General features: G+C 66.6%; 18 protein-coding genes and 2 pseudogenes. 10 read left to right on the top strand and 10 right to left on the bottom strand.

Going from position 1 to position 19,548, the window contains the following annotated elements; translation table 11 throughout:
- Positions 1–111 precede the first annotated feature (111 nt).
- Positions 112–1,401, top strand: coding sequence for an MFS transporter (locus NIBR502772_RS16040; RefSeq protein ID WP_141140939.1), 1,290 nt, complete (start codon positions 112–114; stop codon positions 1,399–1,401).
- A gap of 43 nt (positions 1,402–1,444) precedes the next feature.
- On the opposite strand, the gene NIBR502772_RS16035 is transcribed toward NIBR502772_RS16040, so the two are convergent.
- Positions 1,445–2,170 carry an IclR family transcriptional regulator gene (locus NIBR502772_RS16035; protein WP_141140938.1) on the bottom strand — a complete coding sequence of 242 codons (726 nt, stop codon included), beginning with the start codon at positions 2,168–2,170 and terminating at the stop codon, positions 1,445–1,447.
- A gap of 225 nt (positions 2,171–2,395) precedes the next feature.
- Here NIBR502772_RS16035 and NIBR502772_RS16030 point away from each other — a divergent pair, with 225 nt between their 5' ends.
- Complete coding sequence (locus NIBR502772_RS16030) at positions 2,396–3,730, top strand: MFS transporter (RefSeq protein ID WP_141140937.1); 1,335 nt, start codon at positions 2,396–2,398, stop codon at positions 3,728–3,730.
- A gap of 86 nt (positions 3,731–3,816) precedes the next feature.
- Here NIBR502772_RS16030 and NIBR502772_RS16025 read toward each other — a convergent pair whose 3' ends face one another.
- The 4 genes from NIBR502772_RS16025 to NIBR502772_RS16010 all read right to left on the bottom strand — a co-directional run bounded on the left by NIBR502772_RS16025 (position 3,817) and on the right by NIBR502772_RS16010 (position 7,282).
- Positions 3,817–4,464 carry a phosphoribosyltransferase gene (locus NIBR502772_RS16025; protein ID WP_141140936.1) on the bottom strand — a complete coding sequence of 216 codons (648 nt, stop codon included), beginning with the start codon at positions 4,462–4,464 and terminating at the stop codon, positions 3,817–3,819.
- Between the two features lie 345 nt (positions 4,465–4,809).
- Positions 4,810–5,556, bottom strand: a complete 747-nt coding sequence (locus NIBR502772_RS16020; RefSeq protein WP_246848556.1) for an alpha/beta fold hydrolase — start codon at positions 5,554–5,556, stop codon at positions 4,810–4,812.
- A gap of 4 nt (positions 5,557–5,560) precedes the next feature.
- On the bottom strand, positions 5,561–5,833 hold the full coding sequence (locus NIBR502772_RS16015; RefSeq protein ID WP_141140935.1) for a biotin/lipoyl-containing protein: 273 nt from the start codon (positions 5,831–5,833) through the stop codon (positions 5,561–5,563).
- Positions 5,834–5,902: 69 nt separating this feature from the next.
- Complete coding sequence (locus tag NIBR502772_RS16010; protein ID WP_141140934.1) at positions 5,903–7,282, bottom strand: amino acid permease; 1,380 nt, start codon at positions 7,280–7,282, stop codon at positions 5,903–5,905.
- 174 nt (positions 7,283–7,456) lie between these two features.
- Here NIBR502772_RS16010 and NIBR502772_RS16005 point away from each other — a divergent pair.
- The 6 genes and pseudogenes from NIBR502772_RS16005 (at position 7,457) to NIBR502772_RS15980 (ending at position 14,004) form a co-directional block, all read left to right on the top strand.
- Positions 7,457–7,932 (top strand): annotated as a pseudogene (locus NIBR502772_RS16005) (Lrp/AsnC family transcriptional regulator).
- A 157-nt stretch (positions 7,933–8,089) separates the two neighbouring features.
- Positions 8,090–8,799, top strand: a pseudogene (locus tag NIBR502772_RS16000) (NUDIX domain-containing protein).
- Positions 8,796–10,118: a quinolinate synthase NadA gene (gene nadA, locus NIBR502772_RS15995; RefSeq protein ID WP_141140933.1), complete on the top strand. Its 1,323-nt coding sequence runs from the start codon at positions 8,796–8,798 to the stop codon at positions 10,116–10,118. Before NIBR502772_RS16000 ends, nadA begins: the two are co-directional and overlap by 4 nt.
- A gap of 53 nt (positions 10,119–10,171) precedes the next feature.
- A complete protein-coding gene (locus NIBR502772_RS15990; RefSeq protein WP_141140932.1) occupies positions 10,172–11,977 on the top strand; it encodes an L-aspartate oxidase in 1,806 nt (601 codons plus the stop codon).
- The gene (nadC, locus tag NIBR502772_RS15985) at positions 11,970–12,842 is read left to right on the top strand and encodes a carboxylating nicotinate-nucleotide diphosphorylase (protein WP_141140931.1); all 873 of its coding nucleotides are present in this window, start codon (positions 11,970–11,972) and stop codon (positions 12,840–12,842) included. The genes NIBR502772_RS15990 and nadC overlap by 8 nt, the downstream gene beginning before the upstream one ends.
- A gap of 7 nt (positions 12,843–12,849) precedes the next feature.
- Positions 12,850–14,004: a cysteine desulfurase family protein gene (locus tag NIBR502772_RS15980; RefSeq protein ID WP_141140930.1), complete on the top strand. Its 1,155-nt coding sequence runs from the start codon at positions 12,850–12,852 to the stop codon at positions 14,002–14,004.
- Here NIBR502772_RS15980 and NIBR502772_RS15975 read toward each other — a convergent pair.
- From NIBR502772_RS15975 to NIBR502772_RS15965, 3 genes are read right to left on the bottom strand one after another with little or no spacing between them, the layout of a single operon-like run.
- Positions 14,001–14,492 carry a GtrA family protein gene (locus NIBR502772_RS15975; protein ID WP_104061210.1) on the bottom strand — a complete coding sequence of 164 codons (492 nt, stop codon included), beginning with the start codon at positions 14,490–14,492 and terminating at the stop codon, positions 14,001–14,003. The genes NIBR502772_RS15980 and NIBR502772_RS15975 overlap by 4 nt on opposite strands.
- Before the next feature lie 19 nt (positions 14,493–14,511).
- Positions 14,512–15,360, bottom strand: a complete 849-nt coding sequence (locus tag NIBR502772_RS15970; RefSeq protein WP_141140929.1) for a fumarylacetoacetate hydrolase family protein — start codon at positions 15,358–15,360, stop codon at positions 14,512–14,514.
- A gap of 31 nt (positions 15,361–15,391) precedes the next feature.
- Positions 15,392–16,054, bottom strand: a complete 663-nt coding sequence (locus NIBR502772_RS15965) for a DUF1684 domain-containing protein (protein WP_141140928.1) — start codon at positions 16,052–16,054, stop codon at positions 15,392–15,394.
- 94 nt (positions 16,055–16,148) lie between these two features.
- Between NIBR502772_RS15965 and NIBR502772_RS15960 the strand changes: the two genes are divergently transcribed.
- On the top strand, positions 16,149–16,964 hold the full coding sequence (locus NIBR502772_RS15960; RefSeq protein WP_246848555.1) for a hypothetical protein: 816 nt from the start codon (positions 16,149–16,151) through the stop codon (positions 16,962–16,964).
- Between the two features lie 70 nt (positions 16,965–17,034).
- Positions 17,035–17,841: a transglutaminase family protein gene (locus NIBR502772_RS15955; RefSeq protein ID WP_141140927.1), complete on the top strand. Its 807-nt coding sequence runs from the start codon at positions 17,035–17,037 to the stop codon at positions 17,839–17,841.
- 60 nt (positions 17,842–17,901) lie between these two features.
- Here NIBR502772_RS15955 and NIBR502772_RS15950 read toward each other — a convergent pair whose 3' ends face one another.
- Together NIBR502772_RS15950 and NIBR502772_RS15945 are read right to left on the bottom strand one after the other, a co-directional pair.
- Positions 17,902–18,372: a MarR family winged helix-turn-helix transcriptional regulator gene (locus NIBR502772_RS15950; protein ID WP_141140926.1), complete on the bottom strand. Its 471-nt coding sequence runs from the start codon at positions 18,370–18,372 to the stop codon at positions 17,902–17,904.
- Positions 18,372–19,481 (bottom strand): LLM class flavin-dependent oxidoreductase, encoded by a 1,110-nt coding sequence (locus tag NIBR502772_RS15945; RefSeq protein WP_141140925.1) that lies wholly within the window; start codon positions 19,479–19,481, stop codon positions 18,372–18,374. The genes NIBR502772_RS15950 and NIBR502772_RS15945 overlap by 1 nt, the downstream gene beginning before the upstream one ends.
- Between the last annotated feature and the right edge of the window lie 67 nt (positions 19,482–19,548).

Genomic DNA, 19,548 nt, shown 5'->3' with positions numbered 1-19,548 from the left:
CTGGAATGGCCCCAGCCGGCCTCTATAATCGGATAGTTACCGGGTCGCGCGCATCGGGAGGAGGGACGATGCGCATTACTGAACGAGCCCGGAACCTTGAATTCTTCAACAATGTCCTCCCTGCCCGCTTCCCTGGAAGCGCCGCTCGCTCCTGATGCTGCGCCTGCCTCCGCTGCGCTGGCTCCGCCCACGGGACGGTTCGCCAGGCTCCCGCACCTCGCAGGCCGCAGCTTTATCCCGCTTGGCCTGTTCGCCCGGCTGCCCTTGGCCATGCTTACTGTCGGCGCCCTGACGCTTGTTACGTCCGTGACCGGCTCCTACGCGCTGGGTGGCACTGCCGCTGGTGCTGTGGGGATCGGCTCGGCCCTCGGCGCCCCGGTTTTTGGTGCCCTCGCAGACCGCAGGGGGCAGCGGCCCGTACTCCTGGTGGCGGCGGTGCTCAATACTTTGGCTGTCCTCGCCCTCATCGGGACGGCTTGGGCTGCGCCCGAAGCCGGGTCTTTTCCCGCGGCAGTGATCGCCGCCGCATTCCTTGCTGGGGCCAGCTGCCCGCAGGTAGGGCCGCTGGCCAGGGTGCGCTGGATGGCGCTCACCTCGAGGGGCACGGGAGCGAAGGCAGGCAGGGATCTGGACACGGCCCTGTCGTACGAAGGCACGGCTGATGAGCTGACGTTCGTCCTGGGGCCGGCTTTGGTGGGAATCCTGGCCAGCCTTGTGGCCCCATGGCTGCCGTTGGCCTTGGCTGCAGCCATGACCATCACGCTGGTGCCCGCCTTTGCGGTGCACTCCACGCACAAGGCGGTTCCCCTGAACCGGGGCTCGGCAGCTTCGCGCAAGGCTGCGAGGATTCCCGCCGCCGTCGCACTGCCCGTCCTGGCGATGGTGGCCATGGGCACGTTCTTCGGGTCCGCCCAGACGGCTTTGAGCTCCTTCTCCGCCAGTTTCGCCACCTCGGAAATCGCCGGACTGCTGTATGCGGTCATGGGACTGAGTTCGGCCGCCGCAGCCCTGTCCGTGGCGTACTGGCCCCAGCGCTTCACTCCCGCCAGCCGGTGGCTGGTCAGCGCGGCACTCATGACGGTGCTCGCGTTGTTGCTGCTCGTGCCCGGATCGTTGGGCGGCATGATTGCGGTGCTTCTGATCCTGGGATTGCCCGTGGGCCCCGTGATGGTCACAGTCTTCGCGATCGGAGGCCTGGTGGCGCCGGTGGAAAGGCTGGGGACCGTCATGACAGCTCTGGCAAGCGGGATCGTGGCGGGCACCGCACTGGGGGCCGCCGTTGGTGGCCAGCTGGCGCAGGCCCACGGCTATCACGCCGCCTTCATTGTGCCGGTGATTGCCGCCGGAGGCCTGCTGGTGCTTGGTGCCGCGGCCGCCGTTACTCTCCGCAAACGCCACTGATCGACGCCGGGCGCTGGTCACGGCCAGGCGGCGTGTGCAATGGTCAGCCCAGCTGGGCCTCAATGCGCGCGGCACCCGCCAACAGCGCAGCGGCGATTTCGTCCGGATTCTGGGCTGCCCGGATATAGACGACGGCCAGCGCGGCCGGCCGGCCGGCCGGGACCATGACCGGAACAGCCACGGAGGAGACTCCGGCGATGACTTCATCGTGGCTGGCGGCATAGCCCAGCTGCCGCGCGGTTCCCGCCTCGGGCCGGTAGGGGATTCCCGGGGCTGCCGCATGCCACTCAGCTTCTGAATAGGCGGACTGGATCGCAATGCCAGGGGCACCGGCGCTGATGGGATGCCGGGAGCCGGGGTGCTGGACGATGGCGGCCCCGGTATGCCGCGGGTCCACGGTGACCAGCGTGACGCAGTCATCGCGGTCCCAGACGGCCACAAAGGCACTCATGGTCAGGGCATTCGCGAGTTGCGTCAGTTCCGGCAGTGCCGCCGTCTGCAGGTTGCGGGCAACCCCCCGTGCCAGGACAGCCAGCCCGGGCCCCGGCTGGACTCTGCCCGCGTCATCGCGCACCAGCAAGGAATGGTCCTCCAGTGTCCGCAGGATCCGGTAGGCCACGGAACGGTGAACGCCCATGGCGTCGGCAAGTTCCGCAATGGTCAAGGGAGTCTCCGCGGCCGCTAGGATTTCCAGCGCACGGATTCCGCGCGACAGGGTCTGGGACGGCGAAGCCTGAGCTGCTCCGGCGGGGACTGCGGTAGGCGTCATGCGTCCCATCCTAGGCGGCTGCACGGGCGCTGCCCGGGTGCCGTGACGGTGCTTCCCTCACTCGGACTGAACTGATCCGCGCGGAGAATCAAGAAAAATAGTGCGTTTCATCACATCTTCGCGTAACGTCATACTAACTGACCGTTCGATCAGTAAATCGGACGGCCTTAATCCACCGTCGGCAGCCGTTATCCCAACCAGGTTGCCCCAAGCCACGGAGTTCCAATGACCGAAACTTCACGCGTCGATTCCGAGGCGGGCCCGAGCAGCAAGCACGAGGAACGCAAGGTCCTCGCAGCAACGCTGGTCGGCACCACCATCGAGTGGTACGACTTCTTCATCTTCGCCCAACTGACGGGTACCCTGCTGTCCCCGCTGTTCCTGGCTCCGCTGAACGAATCCAATCCGGGCCTGGCCCAGATCCTGTCCTTCGCGCTGATCGGCATCAGCTTCCTGTTCCGCCCGCTGGGTGCAGTGGTTGCCGGCCACCTTGGTGACCGGCTCGGACGCAAGGCCATGCTGGTCTTCACGCTCCTGATGATGGGCGCAGCCACCTCCCTGATCGGCATGCTGCCGACGTACGCGCAGATCGGCGTCTGGGCCCCCATCCTGCTGATCATCCTCCGCATTGCCCAGGGTTTCTCCGCCGGCGGTGAATGGGGCGGCGCTGCCCTGATGGCAGTGGAGCACGCCCCCAAGAGCCGGCGCGGCGTGTTCGGCGCGTACCCGCAGATCGGCGTCCCGGTCGGCATGATCCTGGCCACCGGCCTGCTCTTCATACTCAACTCGAACATGTCCAAGGAAGACTTTGCTTCGTGGGGCTGGCGGGTTCCGTTCCTGCTGTCCATCGTGCTGATTGTGGTGGGATACCTGATCCGGCGGGCCGTGGCCGAGAGCCCCGTCTTCCAGGAGATGGCGGCCCGAAAGGCCGAAAGCAGGGCGCCCCTCAGTGAGCTCATTCGTAACCATAAGAGGCCCGTGCTCTACTCGACCATGATCTTCATCGGCAACAATGCCGCTGGCTACCTGTTGATCGCTTTCTTCATCTCCTACGCCACCAGGACGCTGAAGATGGCGGTCCCGGAAATCCTGCTCGCCACCACGCTCGCCTCCTTCGGCTGGCTGATCTTCACGCTCGCCGGCGGCTGGCTCTCAGACCGGATCGGCCGGGTCAAGACGTTCCTGATCGGGTACGCGATCATCTTCGTCTGGATGATCCCGATGTTTGCCCTGATCGACACCAGGAACATCTGGCTTTACGGCGTGGCGCTCTTCGTCCTGACCATCGGACTCGGTCTCTCCTACGGCCCCATGTCGGCGATGTACGCCGAGATGTTCCCGGCCAATGTCCGCTACTCGGGCATCTCCATCGGGTACGCGTTCGGTGCGATCCTGGGTGGTGCTTTCGCCGCAACCATTGCCGAGACTCTGCTGCAGAGCACCAAATGGACCGGATCCATCGGCATCTACATCATGATCCTGTGCGTGATTTCGGCTGTCGGGGTTGTGCTTGCCAAGGAGACGAAGGGCAACCCGCTCGGCGTCAGCAGCCACCACTAAAGTTGTACGCATCGCAGAACGGCGGGCTCGGGCCATCTGGCCTGGACCCGCCGTTTGGCGTTCCGGGCCCGGTGTTGCCGTCGGGCCTACTGGTTCAGCAGGCTGATGGCGTCCTCATCGGTCAATTGTTCGAAGTGCCGGTAGAAGCTGCCAACGGCGCGGAATTTGCCAGGCAGATGCAGGCACAGCACGGCGTCGCACACCCGCGACACGGCCGTGTAGGCTTCCACCGAACCCACCGGCGCTGCGGCGACGACGCGTGCCGCACCACCGGAACGGGCTGCCTCGGCGGCAGCGCGCATGGTGGCTCCGGTGGCCAGGCCGTCGTCGAGCAGTAGAACTGTTTGACCGGTGAGGTCGTTGCTGATCCCCGGGTAAGTCGCGGCCCGGCGGAGCAGCTCGGCCCTCTCGCGTTTCTCCACTTCGTCCAGCCACTCCTGGCGGACGCCGTGGTCCAGAATGCGGGTGATCAAGGGACGGTTGAGCAGGCGCACTATCCGGCCTCCCGACCAGGCCAGCGCACCGAACGCTGTTTCGTCGTGGCCGGGTATGCCGAGTTTCCGGACCAGAACGGCGCCGAGTGGCAGGTACAGGGCCTTGGCAGCCGCGGCGGCCACAGGGATGCCGCCGCGGGCCAGCCCCAGGACGATGGTGTCGGGGCGTTCCCGGAACTGCGTGAGCACCGCCGCCAGCCGTTCACCGGCATCGGTGCGGTCTTCAAAACGCGTGCTCATTGTTCCCTCTCCGGCTGTCTCCGCCACGCTTCCAGCCTACCTTCTGCTGCCGCGCCGGGAACCGGGGATACTTCCTCACACTGCTGCTCAGTTACGAGAGGGCGGCGGTAACAGCCTTGGTGATTTCCTGGATCACAACAGTCCGTTCAGGGATGTCGCTCAGGTCGGTACCCTTCGTGAAAACCACCAGCACGCAGCGGAACCTATGCGGGAGCTATGAAATCCCCGTCAGGGATCAGCCGCGCAGGGATCGGCCGCGCAGTGGTCAGACCCCCAGGAAAGCGATGGCGCCTTGTTTGAAAGCGCGGCTGGTGATGGCGTTGGTGTGGTTGCGGCCAGGCAACGTCAGCTGTTCAGCCATGGATCCTGCCCGGATTCCGAGTGCGGCAAGCTGCGGCATGGTGGCCGCACGTTCGTCCTGGTCGCCGGCCACAAGGAGCATCGGCATGTGGGGTACGGCTTCGGCGGGATCGAAGGGCTCGGCCTTGATGGCATCCACCAGGGACAGCAGCGCGAAGATGTTGTTGCTCGGCAGGAGCATGGCCATCTTGAGCAGGCCGGCCGTGGACTCGTCCGCGATGGGGTTCCGTCGGCGAGGTAGTTCTGCGCGGCGATGAGGTCAAAGGCTGCCAGCGGATCGGCGATGTTCGGTCCGCCCAGGACCAGGCGGTGGACGATCTCGGGCTGGGTGGCGCCGAATTCCCAGGCGAGCCGGGCGCCCAGGGAATAGCCCACAACGTCCACCCCGCTGGTGGGGTCACCGTCGTGCAATGGCCGCACGCCGGCGTCGAACGCTATCTGCAGCAGATCCGCGCGGATCCGGCTGGGGGAGTAGGAGTCCATGTCCTCGGGGGCGCCGCTGCGGCCGTGTCCTGGCAGGTCCACGGTGATGACGCGGCGGCCAGCCTCCAGCAGGGCCGCCACCCAGCCGGTGTCATGCCAGTTGAGCTTGCTGGAAGAGGAGAAGCCGTGCAGCAGCAGCACAGGGCGCAGTCCGGCGTCGTTCTGGGGGTCGTGCACCTCCACAAAAAGTTGGGGGTCAGTGCCCTCAACGGTGTGGGAATGCATCTCGCCTGTGTGCCTGCCGCTCATGCTGTCAGTCCTCATCAAGTACGGCGCTCAGGCGGACCCGGCGCGTCGGTGCCTCATCCTTCGGGACCGTGCCCACGATTCCGGCAGTGTTGTCCGGTACCTCGAATACGATCAGGGGTTCGCCGACATTGATCCTGTCGCCTGCCCCACCGAAGATACGGACCACTTTACCTGCCTGCGGACTGGGCAGTTCAACAGCGGATTTGCTGGTTTCCTCCTCCACCAGCGGCTGGTTACGCTCCACCTGATCGCCGGGTGAAACCAGGCAGTCAAGCACGGTCGCTCCTCACCCAACTGGCTGGCAGTTAACGTCGCCATAAACCGAAATGGCGACGTTAACTGCGAGCTACTTTGGTGTGTGGCGGGACTTCGTGAGCCGGGCGCCGAGCCAGCAGGCTGCCGCGAGGCAGGCGACCAGAACGAACGTGCTGAGCAGCTGTCCGCGGCTGCTCTCCGCGCTGAAGCCGACGGCGAAGATCAGGCCCAGGAGGACCAGCCCGAAGATAGTCAGGCCCGGGAAACCCTTCATCCGCAGCGGAAGTTCGGCACCTTCCCGGTCCGCCCGGCGCCGGAGGATCAGCTGCGAAACAAGGGCAGTGCCCCAGACCACCAGGCACGTGGATCCGACCAGCTGGAACAGGGCTGGCAGGATCCAGTCCGGGAACAGCAGCTCCAGAACCGTGGCGAAGAAACCGAACGCCACGGACACGCCCACCGCCACCATGGGCACGCTGGCGCCGCTGAGCCTGGCCAGGCACCGGGGAGCCTCGCCGCGTTCGGCGAGCGAGTACACCATGCGGGACGCGCCGTAGAGGTTGGCGTTCAGTGCAGAGAGAAGCGCGACGACGGCAACCAGGGTGATCGCCGTTCCGGCGCCCGGGATCCGGGCCGCGTCGAGCACGCCGGCAAATGGCGAGGCGAGTCCTTCGGAGGAGACCGGCAGGACGGCCGCGATGACAAAAACCGATCCGATATAGAAGACCAGGATGCGCCACAACACCGTCCGGATCGCCTTGCCCACGCTGTGCTCCGGATCTTCCGTTTCCGCGGCGGCCACGGCCACGATCTCGGTTCCGCCGAAGGCGAAGATCACCACGAACAATGCGGTGGCGATGCCGCCAAGCCCGGCGGGGGCAAAATCAGTGGTGATGTTAGCGAGTCCTGGCGAAGCTACATCGGGCAGGAGACCCAGCAGCAGGGCGGCCCCCACGGCCAGGAACGCCACGATGGCGGCAACCTTCAGGATGGCAAACCAGAATTCGAACTCGCCGAAGTTCTTGACGCCCGTCAGGTTGATGGCCGTAAACACAACCATAAAGATGAATGCCAGGGCCCAGACGGGGATAACCGGCCAGACGGAGAACAGCAGGCCCGCTGCGCCCAGGGCTTCCGCGGCGATGACCACCACCAGCTGGAGCCACCACAGCCAGCCCACGGTGGCGCCGGCGGTTTTTCCGAGCGCCCGCTCGGCGTAAACGGAGAACGCGCCGCTGGTGGGATTCGCAGCGGCCATCTCGCCGAGTGCCCACATCACCAGGATGATCAGTGTCCCGGCGACCAGGTACGAGATCAGCACGGCGGGCCCCGCGGCCTGGATTCCGGCCCCCGAACCCAGGAACAGGCCGGCGCCGATGGCGCTGCCCAACCCCATCATAGTGAGCTGCCGGGGTTTCATGGAGTAGCCGAGGTGGGATTTCGGCCGCACTGCCGTGGACTTCAATGTCATGCCTGTGAACCTTCTTGGGATTGGGGTGGTGCCCCCGCGGGGACCACTTGAATTTACCGCCTAAGTCGCTGGCCCGCGGGCAGGGGTTGTGGAACGATAACGGCACTTTGAATCACTCGGACGATTATTGGTTAGCAACTTGCTTACCCCATGGCGGTACATGAAGGGGATTGTATGAAGGTGGATGCCCTGGATGCCAAAATTGTCCGATTCCTTACTGACACTCCGCGGGCTCGGTGCTGGAGGCTTCGAGGGTCCTGGGAGTCGTCCGCGCCACCGTCCAATCGCGGCTGGACAGGATGGCGGAGACCGGCGTGATCAGCTCGTGGGCCCCGGCCTGACCCGGCAAAATTCGGCTTCCCGGTGGTGGCCTTCTGCTCACTGACCATCAACCAGGACCTGGGCCACGACGCGTGGCCGAGGCGCTGGCCGCCACCCCGGAACTGATCGAGGTCCACACCCTTTCGGGCAGTTCGGACCTCATGGCGAGGATCGCCGCACGGTCCAATCCGGACCTGCAGCGTCTTCTGGATGCGATGATCGCCACCAGGACCGTGCTCCGCGCGTCGTCCGTGATTGTCCTTAACACCCACTTCCAGGGCAGGACACTGAACCTGCTCGAAGCCGCAGCCGCCAGGCAGCCGGGGTAAGGTCTCCCGAGACCAGCCCAAGGACCCCTCGTCCACTCGCGTGGGGCGGCGAAACATTTTGAATCAGAGTAACGGGGCCGTAGAATCAGTTCTAGTCAAAATGACTATAACTAAGTGATGGCAATGAAGCCCAGAAGCAGGGAGCGGGTGAGTGACCGTGTACAGCAGCTCAGCGAACGTCTCCGAGCGGGCCACCGCAGCCCCCTCGCTCGCCATCTCCACCGTCATCTTTGCCTTGCGGCCCAGCGAATCCTCGGGCCGGCCTACCCTTTGGCTTCCCTTGGTCCGCAGGATCCGTGAACCGTACAAGGATCTTTGGGCCCTCCCAGGCGGACCGCTCACGCATGTTGAATCCCTGCAGGATGCAGCATCCCGGAACCTCCGGGAAACCACCGGACTCACGCCGAGCTACCTGGAGCAGCTCTACGCGTTCGGCGGGCTGCACCGCTCACCCACCCAGCGCGTGGTGTCGATCGTGTACTGGGCGCTGGTCCAGCCCACCGAGGCCGCCCTGGCCGACGAATCGGAGAACGTGAAGTGGTTCAGGGCAGACAAGGTGGGGACCTGGCCTTCGACCACAACGCCATTGTTGAGTACGCGCTCCGGCGCCTGCGGAACAAGCTGGCCTACGGTTCCGTGGCCTACCACTTCCTGGGGGAGTACTTCACGCTCGCCCAGGTCCGGGAGGTTTATGAAGCCGTCCTGGACACCCGGCTGGACCCGGCCAACTTCCGCCGCCAGCTCACGTCCACGCCGGAGATCGAAGAAACCGGCGAATACCTCCAGGGCGGCAAGCACCGCCCGCCACGTCTTTACCGCTTCACCGGCCGTCCCGGCCTTGACCCCGATAACAGGAGCACACCATGAGCAGCGTCAACACAGCCATCCAGCTGATCACGCGCGAACAAGCCGAAAGCGCGGCCCGCAGCACGGCAGCAGGCAAAACAGCATCCACCTGCAGCCCGGCGCTCGCCAAGGGCCCGTGGGAATACGACCTTGCCGAAGCCCTCGCGGGTGCCCCTGCCTACGGACCCGGCGCCTCCAGCGCGGACGTTGCCCCGGCCGCCACGCCGCGCCAGGGCCAGCTGCCGGAGGAATACAAGCTCGCCAGCGATGCCGAGCTCGATGTCCGCATCCGGGCGGCCAAGGAAAAGCTCGGGGACCGGGCAGTGATCCTGGGCCACTTCTACCAGCGCGACGAGGTCATCCAGTACGCCGACTTTGTGGGCGACTCCTTCCAACTGGCCAATGCCGCCCTCACCCGGCCCGACGCTGAGGCCATCATCTTCTGCGGCGTGCACTTCATGGCCGAGACCGCGGACATCCTCTCCACCCCGGAACAGGCCGTCATCCTGCCCAACCTCGCCGCCGGCTGCTCCATGGCGGACATGGCGGACACCGACTCCGTCGAGGAATGCTGGGAACAGCTCGAAGAGATTTTCGGTACCGAGGCCGATGCCGAGGGGAGGGTTCCGGTCATTCCGGTCACCTACATGAATTCCTCGGCCGCCCTGAAGGCTTTCTGCGGCCGGAACGGCGGCATCGTCTGCACCTCCTCCAACGCCAAAGTGGTCCTGGAATGGGCCTTCGAACGCGGCCAGCGGGTCCTCTTCTTCCCCGACCAGCACCTGGGCCGCAACACCGCCAAAGCCATGGGTGTGCCGCTGGAGCAGATGCCCATGTGGAACCCGCGCAAGGAACTGGGCGGCAACGACGAACAGGCCCTGCTCGATTCCCGCGTGATCCTCTGGCACGGCTTCTGCTCGGTCCACAAGCGTTTCAACGTGGGTCAGATCGAAAAGGCCCGCGCCGAGTTCCCCGGCGTCAACGTGATTGTGCACCCCGAGTGCCCTATGGAGGTGGTGGACGCCGCCGATTCCGCCGGCTCCACCGACTTCATCAAGAAGGCCATCGCAGCCGCCACCGAACCGACCACGTTCGCGATCGGCACGGAGGTCAACATGGTGAACCGGCTCGCCGCAGAATACCCCCAGCACACCATCTTCTGCCTGGACCCGGTGATCTGCCCCTGCTCCACGATGTACCGCATCCACCCCGGCTACCTCGCCTGGGTCCTGGAGGAACTCGTCGAAGGCCGCATCGTCAACCGCATCAGCGTGGACGATTCCGTCCAGGACAACGCCAAGACCGCGCTCGAGCGTATGCTCGCCTCGCGTCCGCTGTAGCCCGTCCGCTGTAGTCCACCTCCTGTAACCCCGGAAACCGAAACGAGCCCCACATGAGCGCAGAGAGCCCAGCCGGTGGTCCGGCACCCCGGCGGCTGATCGTCGTCGGGAGCGGCATCGCAGGACTGTACTCCGCGTTGCTGGCCGCCGACGCCGGCGCCGAAGTGGTGCTGCTGACCAAGGGCGCGCTCGCGGACAGCAACACGTACTACGCCCAGGGTGGCATCTCCGCCGTCCTCGACGAACCCGCGCCCGGGGACACTGTGGCCGCGCACATCGCAGACACACTGAAGGCCGGGGCCGGGCACTGCGACGAGGAGGCTGTCCGCGTCCTCTGCACGGAGGCCCGCCTGGATATCGCCGGCTTGGAACGCTTCGGCGTGCGTTTCGACATGGACGACGACGGCGACCCCTCGCTCGGGCTCGAAGCCGCCCATTCCGCGCCGCGGATCCTGCACGCCGGCGGCGATGCCACCGGTGCCGGTGTGGCCAGGGCACTTATCAGGACCGTCCTGGATGCGCAGGCCGCTGGCCGGATCCAGGTCATCGGGCACGCCCAGGTCACGTCCTTGTCGCAGACCGAAGGCCGCGTGGCGGGTGCGAATTTCCTCCACGACGGGCGGGAACTCGGCGTCCACGGCGATGCCGTACTCCTGGCCACCGGGGGAGCGGGCCAGCTGTTCGCCCAGACCACCAACCCTGCCGTGGCAACTGCCGACGGGCTGGCGCTCGCCTGGCGGGCCGGAGCCGCCGTGGCGGACCTGGAGTTCTTCCAGTTCCACCCCACCTGCATGGTGCTGCCGGCCGATGCCCTTGAGGCAGCCGGCAACGGCACCGAACCGCTCCTGATTTCCGAAGCCGTCCGCGGCGAAGGCGCCATCCTGCTGGACGCTAACGGCGAACGCTTTATGCCCGCCTATCACGTCGACGCGGAGCTAGCCCCGCGCGATGTCGTCGCCCGCAGCATCGCCCTGCACCTCGCGACCCTTGGGGATCCCAACGGGCACGTATTCCTTGACGCCATGGTGGTCGAGGCCCGGCGGGGCGAGGGCTACCTGGCCAAGCGCTTCCCCACCATCACCCAACGCACCCGCGAAGCCGGCGTCGACTGGACCCGCGAACCCGTCCCCGTGGCACCAGCCGCGCACTACTGGATGGGTGGGGTCCTTACCGACCTCTACGGGCGGACCTCGGTGCCTGGGTTGCTTGCCGCCGGTGAGGTTGCTTGCACCGGCGTCCAGGGGGCTAACCGGCTTGCCAGCAACTCCCTTCTTGAAGGCTTGGTCTTTGGGCGGCGGGCCGTTGCTGCGTTCCTTGGGCACGTTCCGTCGGTGGACACCGATGCTCCGCGTGCTGTCTCGGCCGCGGGCGGCCTCCCCTTGACGCACGCTTCCGCACCGCTGTCCCACGACTTCGTGGAGGCCGCGCACGCTACGGGAGCACCGTTCAACGGCGCGTCAGCGTCCATTCCCTGGCAGCTTGAAACGGTCCCGGCACCTGGTCCTCGCGAGACGTCGTTTGGTGAGGCGGTGCCGTTTTCCCGAGTGGCGCTTCGGCGGTTGATGACTGCTAACGCTGGGGTGATCCGGAATGGGTCGTTGTTGCGGGAGGCGGGGGCCACTCTTGGCTCCTGGGCCGTCGTCGAACCCTCTGAGAGTGTTCCTGATTCCTTCGATCCTCGGGAGCATGAGGATGCCAATCTTTTGTTGGCTTCACAGCTGCTGGTGCATGCCGCGCGGGAGCGGCGGGAATCCTTGGGGGCGCATTACCGCAGCGACAGCGTGCCCGCGGATGCCGCCGTCGAACATTTTGACAAGCGTTACACCATGAGCCGGAAAGCGAGCCTCGTTAATGACTAGCCTGACCCTCCCCGCAGCACCCGTCCGGGACATCCTGGAGCGGGCCTTTGCCGAGGACGCGCCCAGCGGCGACATCACCTCCCAACTGCTGATCCCGGCTGACGCCCGCGCCACGGCAGTGCTCAACGCCCGCGTGCCCGGCATCTTCAGCGGTGGAACGGTGTTCCGCGACGCCATGAAGCTCATTGATCCGGAGACGGATGTGAAGTTGTTGCTTGCAGACGGTGAAGCGTTCATCGCCGGAACCCATCTCGCACGGGTGAGGGGCAGCGCCCGCTCCGTGCTGCTGGCCGAACGGGTCGGGCTGAACCTGGTCCAGCGCATGAGCGCCATCGCCACCAAGACCGCGGAATTCGTAGAGCTTGTCGAAGGTACCAAAGCGCGCATCACCGATACCCGCAAGACCACCCCCGGCCTGCGCGTGCTGGAGCGCTACGCGGTGCGCTGCGGCGGGGGAGCGAACCACCGCTACAGCCTCTCCGACGCCGTGCTGGCCAAGGACAACCACCTGGCCGTCATGACCGGCGGCGACCCCGCCAAGCTCACCGCCCTGCTTGTCACGGCCAGGGCCCAGCTGGGGCACACCACGCACTTCGAAGTGGAGGTGGACAGCGCCGAGCAGATCGAACCTGTTCTCGCAGCAGGCGTGGACACCATCATGCTGGACAACTTCACCCTCGAGGAGCTCCGTGCAGGCGTCAAGCAGGTGGCCGGCCGCGCCATCGTGGAAGCCAGTGGCAACGTCAACCTCGGCACCGTGGCGGACATCGCGGCCGCGGGCGCGGACGTCATCTCCATCGGCGGCCTCACCCACAGCGTGGCTGCCCTGGACCTGGGGCTGGACGTCGAACTGAGGGCCGGCTGACACCGCCATGATCTTCCTCGACGCCGCCGCCACCACGCCTGTCCGCCGCGAAGTCCTCGAGGCCATGTGGCCCTATCTGAGCGGCGAGTTCGGCAACCCCTCCAGCCACCACACCCTGGGCGAGGCCGCTGCTGCTGCGCTCGCAGGCGCCCGCGCCGCCGTGGCCAAGGTGCTCGGCTGCCGCCCGGGCGAGGTCACCTTCACCTCCGGCGGAACGGAGGCGGACAACCTCGCGCTCAAGGGCATCGCCCTGGCACGGCAGGCCGCGGACCCGAGGCTCAACCGCGTGGTGATCAGCGCCGTCGAACACCCCGCCGTGGAGGAGTCCGCACGGTATCTGGAGCGGTTCCACGGGTTCACCGTGGATGTGGTTCCGGTGGACAGCGCCGGCCGGGTGACGCCTGAGGCGCTCGCAGCCGCGCTCCGGCCGGAGACCGCTCTGGTCAGCATCATGTACGCGAACAACGAGGTGGGCACCATCCAGCCGGTTGCGGAACTGGCTGCAGCGGCCACCGCGAAGGGCATCCCGTTCCATACAGACGCCGTCCAGGCCGCCGGCTGGCTGCCCCTGGATGTCAAGGCGCTGGGAGTCGATGCCCTGAGCATTTCCGGCCACAAGCTCGGCGCGCCCAAAGGCTGCGGCGTGCTGTACGTCCGCGGCCGGACCCGCGTCGAACCCCTGGTGCACGGCGGCGGGCAGGAACGCGGCCGGCGGTCGGGGACCGAAAACGTGGCAGGAGCGGTGGCGCTGGCCACCGCCCTGACGCTCGCCCACGCCGAACGGCCGGAACTGGCCGCCCGAGTGGCAGGGCTCCGCGAAGACTTCATCGCCACCATCCTGGACACGGTCCCGGGAGCCCTGCTCACCGGGCACCGCACGGAGCGGCTGCCGTCAGTAGCGTCGTTCTGCTTCCCCGGCACCAGCGGCGAATCCGTGCTCTTGGAGCTGGAGCGGCAGGGTGTGGTGTGCTCGAGCGGTTCGGCGTGCGCCGCCGGCTCGGATGCGCCGTCGCCGGTGCTGACCGCGCTGGGCTATGACGCCGAGGTCGCTCAGACCGCTGTGCGGTTCAGTTTCACCTCAGCGGTGACATCCGAGGAACTGGAGCAGGCGGCGGCGGCCGTGGGCACCGCCGTCGGGAGCGTCCGGACCCTCGGCCGCTAGATGTGGCGGGCGCGGCGGAAGATCCAGTGCCGCAGCATCGTGAACCGCACGGCGGTGGCCGCGAAGCCAGACAGGGTGGTGGTCCACAGCTCATCGGACACGGTGGCGTCCGGGTGCAGCCAGTGCAGCACGCCCAGGCTGCCGCCTGTGATGACCAGCGCCACGGCGATGACGATCATGCCGTTGAGGTGGTCGCGGGCCATCCGGCGCTGCCCGGAGATCTTGAACGTCAGCCTGCGGTTCAGTGCCGTGTTCATCAAAGATGTCAGCACCAGGGCGGCCGCGTTGGCCAGCTGCGGTCCCAGCCAGGGCCGCAGCAACGCATAGAGCGCCAGGGACGTTGCCGTGCAGATGATGCCGACGCCCGTGAAGCGGAGGAGCTGCCGCACCAGCGGAAATCTGAAGATTCCGCGGTAATGCTTGGTTGCCGGCGCACCGCGCGTGGGCTGCTGCGTCAGCTGGGCGGCGGGCGCAGCAGGGGATTCCATGCGTCAAGCCTGACACATGTCAGGCGGGGGTTTCCTCCCAGGACGCCGCCGTGACCGGGTTGCTGAGCTCGCCAATGCCCTCCACGCGGCACACCACTGTGTCCCCGGGGTGGATGCGGGCACACTCCGCCGGGAAGCCGGTCAGGACCAGATCGCCGGCGTGCAGGGTCATAAAGGAGCTGAGGTACACCAGGATTTCGTCCACCTTCCAGCCGAGATCGGTGCTGCGGGCGGCCTGCAGCTCGGTGCCGTTGTGGACGATGCTGATGGACAGGTCCGAGTCGTCGAGGTCCGTCACGATCCAGGGGCCCACGGGGGTGAAAGTGTCCTGGCTCTTGGCGCTGATCCACAGCTCGTCCGATTTCTGCAGATCGCGCGCCGAGACGTCGTTGCCGATGGTGAAGCCCAGGATGGCGCTGCGGGCGGTCTCCAGCGTAAGGCCGCGGACAGGACGGCCGACGACGACGGTCAGTTCGGCTTCCGGGTCAACGTAACCCACCGTGGAGCTCAGCTCGATGGCCTCGCCCGGGCCGATCACGCTGGAGGCCGCCTTGTGGAAGGCCTGCGGCGGGAGGCCCCGGCCTGCCTGACCGGTGTTGTGCGCCATGCCGAAGACGTTGAGGGGGACCGACGGCGCCAGGAACGTGAACGAGTCCTGGTCTACTGCTGTGCCGGCTTCCCAGCCGGGCCGGGCCGGGTAATTGGCATTGGGACGGGACGCCCCAAAAGGGGATTCAACGACTGTCCAGGACCGGCCGGCGTCGGAGCCGAAGTCCGGGGCGTCATTGGCCACGAAGAAGTGCTCGTCGGCCACAGCCGGGGACAGGGGGCGGACACGGGCAAGGCGGCGGGGAGCGCTGGCAGTCATGATGACATCCTACGTCCTCCGGCCGGCAGGCTCAGTACAGCTCGCCCACCGGGATCTCCACGGCCAGGCGGTTGGACGGGCCGGGCAGCGGGCAGGACCAGGCCTCGTTGTAGGCGCAGGACGGGTTGTAGGCAAAGTTGAAGTCCAGGACAAACTCCGCGTCCGCCCCCGAGCCGTGGACCCCGTGGAACGCGCCCTTGATGGTGTCCAGGAGGTACCGGCCGGCGCCGTAGGTTCCCCCCGGCTGGCCGGCCGTGGCGTCGCGGAACGGAACGAAGATCCCGCCGCCGTAGCCGTGCAGCTTCCACACGCCGAGCTGGCCGAGTTCGGGAAGATCGAACGTGCCCAACCGGACAAACCGGACCACGCCGTCGGTGGCGGTTTCCACGGTCATTTCCCGGCCGGCTCCCTCAAGGGTCAGCGGCACATAGAAGCGGTAGATGGGATCGTAATCGGCCGTCTTCAGGCCGGAGAACTGCGCTTTGTCCCTGGCGCTGAGGGCCGAGGCCGGATGCGTTGCGAACATCCGGTCGCGTTCATGCCGCCACAGGGAATGGGCCTCCGCCGGATCTTCAGCGGCAACCTTCCGTACCGTGTCGTACAGGGCAAACGTCCGCAGCCGCCAGTCCGCAATGTCGATGGCGGAGATGTCCGCCAGGCTCTCAAGGTCCGCGCCGTACTGCTCATCCGCCATAGGCACCAGCCTAGTCCCTTGCGCGCGGGGAATGTCCGACGGCGACACGAGGCTCCGGCCCTTGCCCACCGTCGCCCGCCGATAGGCTGGCTGCATGACACACAAGGCGGCAATGTGGGGCGTGCGGACGGTAGCGCTGCTGATGGCCGGTGGCCTGGCGGCCGGCTGCAGCGCGCCTGGTAACAGCGATTCGGCGTGGACAGCGCAGCCGGAGACATCGGCCAGCCCTGGCGCCAGCACGGGCTCAACCGCCGGCGCTACCGGGTCCCCGTCGTCGGATCCTTCTGCCACCGCGGGCGCCCCGACGTCCGCAGCACCCGGCCCGGCCGCAACAGCTGCTGCCTGGAAGACCTTTACCGATCCGGCGAAGACTGTCAGCTTCGACCTGCCGGAGGAATGGATCGCCCAGTCCGTCACGCCCGAGGACGGGACATTGCCGGGTGCCCTGAAGATCGAGGTGAAAAAGCCGGACGGCACGGTGGTGGCCACGCTGCGGACAGGACTGCCGCCGTCGTCGTCGGAGTGCCCCGAGGCTGCCCGGAAACCGTACGTTGTGATCAGCAGCGTGCCGGTGGAGCTTCCCGGCCTGACGGGGGAAGGCATTATCACCCCGCACGTGGTGTTCCGCGTCATCCAAGGCTACCGCTACTTCGGTTCCTACGGCATCACCAACATTGTGGGCGGGGCTGACGGCCAGGCCTGCGAACTGCGGAATGTGGTCCGTGGCCCGGCAGGAAAAGGAGACTACTCGTTCGGTGACCTCGGAGTCCTGAAGGCCTTCGCCCCGGATGAGAAGGTGGCCCCCGCGAAGGCGTTTGACACCCTGGGACAGGCCGAAAAGTACGTGGACGAGAGCTCGGAATTCGCGAACGTCCAACGGATGCTAATGTCTCTGGAGATCAAAAACTAGTCCTGCCCCTGGCCCCTCAACCCCGGGCCAGCGCGGGAAGTTCTGCCACTACCTCACACCCCGGAGATACATGGAACGCACCGTTTCAGCACGTATGGTTTTCAGGACCATCGCCGACACGAAGGCAGCCCTGGCCATCGCCGTGGCCGGGAATCCCGGCTACACCTCGTTTGATGAATCCCTGGCTGTCACGGCCGACGGTCAGCCGGTTCCGTTGCAGGAACTCACGGACCATCATGGCGGCCGCCTGCACTATATGGAGCTCACTGAACCCGCAGAGGTCACCGTTGAGTACTCAGCGACGGTGGCCGGGCAGGCCGTTCCCGAAGAAGCCACCCTGGCTGAGCTCATCCGCTACGTGCGGCCAAGCCGCTACGCGGAGTCGGACCGGCTCCTGCCCACGGCCTATGCCGAATTCGGCGGCTTGCACGGCGCCGAACTGCTCCAGGCCGTGCGGAGCTGGGTCTTCGGGGAATTGCGGTACATCAGCGGGTCCTCCAGGGGAACTGACGGCGCCGTGGAAACCCTCCTGCACCGCAGGGGAGTGTGCCGGGACTTCGCGCACCTGGCCATCGCCCTGCTGCGTTCCAAGGACGTCCCGGCCCGGCTCACCGCCGTGTACGCGCCGGGGCTGAGCCCCATGGATTTCCACGCGGTAGCCGAGGCACATGTCAATGGCGCCTGGCACGTCATCGACCCCACGGGGCTGGCCCCGCGGGAGTCGATGCTGCGAATCACCGCCGGCCGGGACTCCTCGGACACCGCATTCCTGTCCACAGTGGGCGGGCGCCTCACGCTGAACGAGCTGCGCGTCAGCGCTGTGGTCAACGGCCAGCTGCCTCTGGAAGATCCGGCCAAGCTGGTCATGCTGGGCTAGTTCCCGTAGGGCCCGGCCACTGCGGGGCAGTTACTTCCCGGCCAGATATTCCCCGGGCAGTTACTTTGCCGGCCGCGCCCCCACGGAATGCCGGAGTTTCTCGGTCAGCCGCTGGAGTTCCTTCTGCTCGGCAGCCGTCAGGGCCGGCCCCACCAGGCTGGAGATGTCCCGCACGTGCTCCCGGCCGATCTCCTTCTGGAGGGCAGACCCCTCCTCGGTGAGCTTCAGCAGCACGCCGCGGCCGTCGTCGGGGGCCGCCATCCGGACCACAAGGCCGCGCTTTTCCAGCCTCTCAACCAGCCTGCTGAGGCTCGACTGGCTCAGCAGGACGTGGTCATTAAGTTCGTTGAGCCGGAGCCAGCCGGACGGACACCGGGACAGCGTGAACAGGACGTCGTACTCGTTGATGGCCACCTTTCGGAAGGCAGCTCCGGCCTGCAGCCTGCGCATGACGGCAACCTGCGCCCGGAACAGGGACTCCCAGGTTTCCGCCGCCAGGCGGATGGGTGATTCGTTTCCGTTGGCAGCCATCACGCCTCCGAAGGGGCAGTTTCAGGCGCCGGTGCAGCCATCAGCGCGGCCACGCGGCCGGCATGCGTGGGCGGATCCGGCACGTGGGCGGGCTTGAGGGCAGCGTATTCCTTGCGGAGGACCGGGAGGACTTCCTCGCCGAACAGGTCAAGCTGCTCCAGCACAGTCTTCAGGGGCAGGCCTGCGTGGTCGATCAGGAACAGCTGGCGCTGGTAGTCGCCGAAGTACTCGCGGAATGTCAGGGTCTTTTCGATGACTTCCTGCGGGCTGCCCACCGTCAGCGGTGTCTGGGAGGTGAAGTCCTCCAGCGACGGGCCGTGGCCGTAGACGGGCGCGTTATCGAAGTAGGGCCGGAATTCCTTCACGGCGTCCTGGGAGTTCTTCCGCATAAAGAACTGCCCGCCGAGGCCCACGATGGCCTGGTCCGCCTTGCCGTGGCCGTAGTGCTCGTAGCGCTCACGGTACATGCCGATCAGCTGCTGGTAGTGCTCCTTCGGCCAGAAGATGTTGTTCGCGAAGAAGCCGTCGCCGTAGTAGGCGGCCACTTCGGCGATCTGCGGCGTGCGGATGGAGCCGTGCCACACAAAGGGGGCCACGCCGTCGAGCGGTCGCGGGGTGGAGGTGAAGTTCTGCAGCGGCGTGCGGAACTTGCCGGACCAGTTCACCGTGTCCTCGTCCCACAGCCGGCGCAGCAGGCTGTAGTTCTCGATGGCCAGTTCCACGCCGTCCTGGATGTTCTTGCCGAACCACGGGTACACCGGAGCGGTGTTGCCGCGGCCCAGGACCAGATCCACGCGGCCGTCGGCCAGGTGCTGCAGCATGGCGAAGTCTTCGGCGATCTTGACCGGATCGTTGGTGGTGATCAGCGTGGTGGCGGTGGAGAGGGTGATCCGCTCGGTCTGCGCTGCGATGTACGCGAGCGTGGTGGTGGGCGAGGACGAGAAGAACGGGCGGTTGTGGTGCTCGCCGAGGGCGAAGACATCCATGCCGATTTCCTCGACTTTTTTGGCGATCGCCACGGCCGCCTTGATGCGTTCGTTCTCCGTGGGGGTCCGGCCGGTGGTGGGGTCAGTGGTGATGTCACTGACGCTGAATACGCCGATCTGCATGGTGTGCCTTCCGTTTCCTGGACTACTCTGGGCTTGCTTCCACTATACCCGATTTTCATGCATTTGC

This window comes from Pseudarthrobacter sp. NIBRBAC000502772, assembly GCF_006517235.1.
Taxonomy (GTDB): domain Bacteria; phylum Actinomycetota; class Actinomycetes; order Actinomycetales; family Micrococcaceae; genus Arthrobacter.
Note: the sequence above shows the minus strand (reverse complement) of the source record. Positions and strands in the feature narration are given on the sequence as shown.